4 protein-coding genes and 1 pseudogene are annotated in these 3,518 nt (G+C 67.8%); all 5 read left to right on the plus strand.

What is annotated here, in order from left to right:
• Positions 1-586: molybdopterin cofactor-binding domain-containing protein (locus tag ACRDUX_RS07645; RefSeq protein ID WP_526412556.1), on the plus strand; the 586-nt coding region annotated here is incomplete at its 5' end.
• Entirely contained in the window at positions 583-1,464 is an 882-nt protein-coding gene (locus ACRDUX_RS07650) for an FAD binding domain-containing protein (RefSeq protein ID WP_526412558.1), read from the plus strand. The genes ACRDUX_RS07645 and ACRDUX_RS07650, both read left to right, overlap by 4 nt.
• Positions 1,451-1,948, plus strand: coding sequence for a (2Fe-2S)-binding protein (locus ACRDUX_RS07655; protein ID WP_526412560.1), 498 nt, complete (start codon positions 1,451-1,453; stop codon positions 1,946-1,948). Before ACRDUX_RS07650 ends, ACRDUX_RS07655 begins: the two co-directional genes overlap by 14 nt.
• Positions 1,949-2,025: 77 nt before the next feature.
• Positions 2,026-2,997: an FUSC family protein gene (locus ACRDUX_RS07660; protein ID WP_526412562.1), complete on the plus strand. Its 972-nt coding sequence runs from the start codon at positions 2,026-2,028 to the stop codon at positions 2,995-2,997.
• Positions 2,998-3,038: 41 nt separating this feature from the next.
• Positions 3,039-3,518, plus strand: a pseudogene (locus tag ACRDUX_RS07665) (amidohydrolase family protein); the annotation flags it as partial.

Consider the following 3,518-nt stretch of genomic DNA (forward strand, 5'->3'; position numbering starts at 1 on the left):
CAAGGGACGATTCTGCACCACCCGCGACGTCCTCGACTGGACCGAGCTCGCCGCCGCCCAGCGGGTGGGCGGGCGTCTCGAGGACGGCGGTGCGCTCGACGTCACCGCGGTGTTCCGGGTGGAAACGGTGACGTGGACGATGGGCGTGCACGCGGTCATCCTTGGGGTGCACCGCCGCACCGGAATCGTCAAGGTCCTGCGTTACGCCGTGACCCACGAAGGTGGCCGTGAGATCAACCCCAGGATCGTCGAGGGCCAGGTCATCGGAGGTGTCGCCCAAGGGCTCGGCGGTGCACTGTTCGAGCAGTGGAGCTATTCCGACACCGGCGAGCCGCTGTCGACGACGTTTGCGGCATACCATCTCCCGCTGTCGACCGACGTGCCGCGGGTCACGGTGAAGCACATGCACGTCGACACCCCGGTGAACCCGATCGGTGTCCGCGGGGCGGGAGAGAGCGGCACCATCGCGGTCTACGCGGCGGTCGCAAGCGCGGTCGACGACGCCCTTGGCGGCGGCTACCACGTCGGGAGCACCCCCATCGCAACCGGTGATCTGTGTCGCGCACTCGCCGGAGTGGCGACGTGAAGCCGGCCGAGTTCGCCTACCGCCGACCAACTTCGGTGACCGAGGCGTTGGAGCTGCTTGCGGACGATCCCGATGCCAAGTTGCTCGCAGGTGGACAGTCCCTGCTCACGTTGATGAACCTGCGACTGGCCCGGCCGACCGCGATCATCGACATCGGCCGCCTCGTCGAACTCAGCCGCATCTTCGACGACACCGACGATCTGATCCTGGGCGCGCTCGTCACACACCGGACCGTGGAGGTCGACCCGCTCATCGGTGCAAGGGCGCCACTGCTCGCCGATGCAGCGCGCTACATCGGACACGTGGGGATCAGGAATCGGGGCACCATCGGCGGCTCGGTGGCCCATGCCGATCCGGCCGCCGAGATGCCGCTGGCCACATTGGTTCTCGGTGCAACGTTTCACGTCGAGTCGGCGAGGGCAGGGAAGCGAGAGGTATCCGCCGAGGACATGTTCGTGTCCTTCTACACGAACGCGCTGGAACCCGACGAAATGCTCACCTGGGTCTCGGTTCCGGCCATTCGCGCCAACCAGGGCTGGGGCTTCGTCGAATATGCGCACCAGCACGGAGATTACGGGCTTGCCGGCGCGGGTGCCCTGCTGAGCATGCGCGCCGATTGCAACATCGGCTCAGTGCGGGCCGCCGTGCTCAGTGCCGCGGACCGGCCCCTGCTCTTCGTCGGAGACGATGCGGTGGGCGCCGCACCGTCGGCTGGCCTCTGGGAGGAACTTGCCGAGTCCTGGGCCGCGCAGACTGAGCCCGTCGGCGAGGACCACGACTACTCCCGTCGATTATGTGCGGCCGCCCTCTCCGAGGCGCTGACCGCCGCCCACCGGCGCGTGACATCGGGAGAGGAGCAGTCCGGTGACGGCAGCTGACGCGCCGCAGGCGGTCGCCATCTCGGTCACGGTCAACGGCAAGCTGGTCCGGCGGTCGGTGAAGCCCCGGCTGACCCTCGCCGACTTCCTGCGTGACGAATTGCGCTTGACTGGAACGCATCTGGGGTGCGAGCACGGGGTGTGCGGCGCTTGCTCGGTGTTCATCGACAGCCGAAGCGCGCGCGCCTGTCTGACGCTCGCCGTTCAGGTCGACGGCATGCAGATCAACACCGTGGAGGGCCTCGACGACTTCGAGGAGACGGCGCGACTCCGGCAGTCCTTCTCCGAGCATGGTGGCCTGCAGTGCGGATTCTGCACACCGGGGTTCCTGATCACCGCAGTCGAGCTGTTGCGGGACACCGACGCAGAGAAGCCCCTTACCGAAGAGTCGGTGCGCGAAGCGCTTTCGGGAAACGTCTGCCGGTGCACCGGCTATCAGGGCATCGTGCAGGCAGTGCTCGACGCGGCGTCGCCACCGCAATAGTGGAGACTAATGCGCTACCCACCAGCCTGCCGCGTGCCGGGCACCTTTGGCGACCGGTCGGCCGCAGCCGGTGGGGCATGGCGGGGTGGCTGACGCTCGGGCTGGGCGCCTCGCTCGCCGTGACGGCGCTTCGCGGCAACGCGGAGTTCGGTTCTGCGATGGCCCTTGGCATCGTGCTGACCGCGGTGCCGTCCCTGCCGGTCGCCTTCCGACCTGCGCTGGTGACGATCGCGGTGCGGGGGGCCACGGTACTGGCGGGTGCGCTGACCGTCGTGCTCTGCGCCGGACACCCGCTGTTGCTTGCCGTGGCTACGGTCGGTGCCGCCATGGCGGGCGCCATGATTCAACGGATCGGGGCTACTGCGGGGCTGGCCGTGATCCTGGTGGCCGTCCACAGCGACGGCGGACCGGTGTCGGTGGTGATCCCGTATCCGTATCTGCTCGGCGTGGCCGTCGTGCTGCTGGCGTGGTTGGCATGGTTCGGCTGCGCGTGCGCGATCCGCACGGCGCGACGCCGTCCTGCGGAATCGACTGTCCCAGTGGGTAGCGGAGCCGGCCGCGGTGCCGACTACGCGCACGCCGTCAGGGTCGGCGTCGCGGTGGGCGTGGCCGTCGCACTTGCCGCACTGCTCCCCCGCGACATGGTGGGCGGGCACTGGCTCGTCACCAGCGTGCTTCTCACCATTCAGCCGGGCCAGTACGACACCGGAGTGCGCCTGGTACAACGTATTTCGGGTAACACCGTTGGAGCGTTGATCGCCGCGGCCGTTCTCGGTGCGCATCCCGCTGCACCCGTGGTCGTGACGGTGACCGTGGTGCTGTTCCTGCTGGCGATGGCATTGCGCCCGGTGAACTACACCTGGTGGGCGGTCACCGGGCCACCCGTGCTGCTGATGATCAGTGAGTATCCGCAGTTGTTCCCCTGGTACGAGGGCGGGGTACGACTGGCGATGAACGTGGGGGGCGCGGTCATCGTGCTCGCCGTCGTGTTCGTCGTCCCTGCGCTGAGTCGGTGCACGGCGGTGGCCCAGATCACCGATCGCGATTGAATTCGGAATCCATATAAAGAATCAAGACAAAGGAGTGTTCAGTGACTACGTTGCTCGTCGAGGACATCGGTCTGCTGGTGCACGGCGACGCCACGATGGCGCCGATCCGGGATACCTCGATCGTCGTCGAGAACGGCGTCATCGCCGGAATCGGCACCGATCACCCCGCGCCGGACATGGTGTTGTCCGCGGGCGGGCTGACGGTGCTGCCGGGTCTGATCGACGGGCACGTCCACCCCACCTTCGGGGAGTGGACACCGGCACAGGATGCGGTGGGGTGGATCCACAACTACCTGCACGGCGGCACCACGTCGATGGTCTCCGCGGGCGAACTCCACATCCCGGGGCTCGCGTTCGACGCGCTCACCCCGGAACTGGTGCTGAGCATCGCGATAACGTCCAAGCACACCACCGGGAGGATGCGTCCCTCGGGAGTGAAGGTGAACGCAGGCACGGTGTTGCTGGTTCCCGGCATGACCGAGGAGCACTTCGACCGGGCCCAGCGTGAGGGCCTCGACCAG

The sequence above is a fragment of the Mycobacterium sp. genome (assembly GCF_050701675.1).
GTDB lineage: Bacteria > Actinomycetota > Actinomycetes > Mycobacteriales > Mycobacteriaceae > Mycobacterium.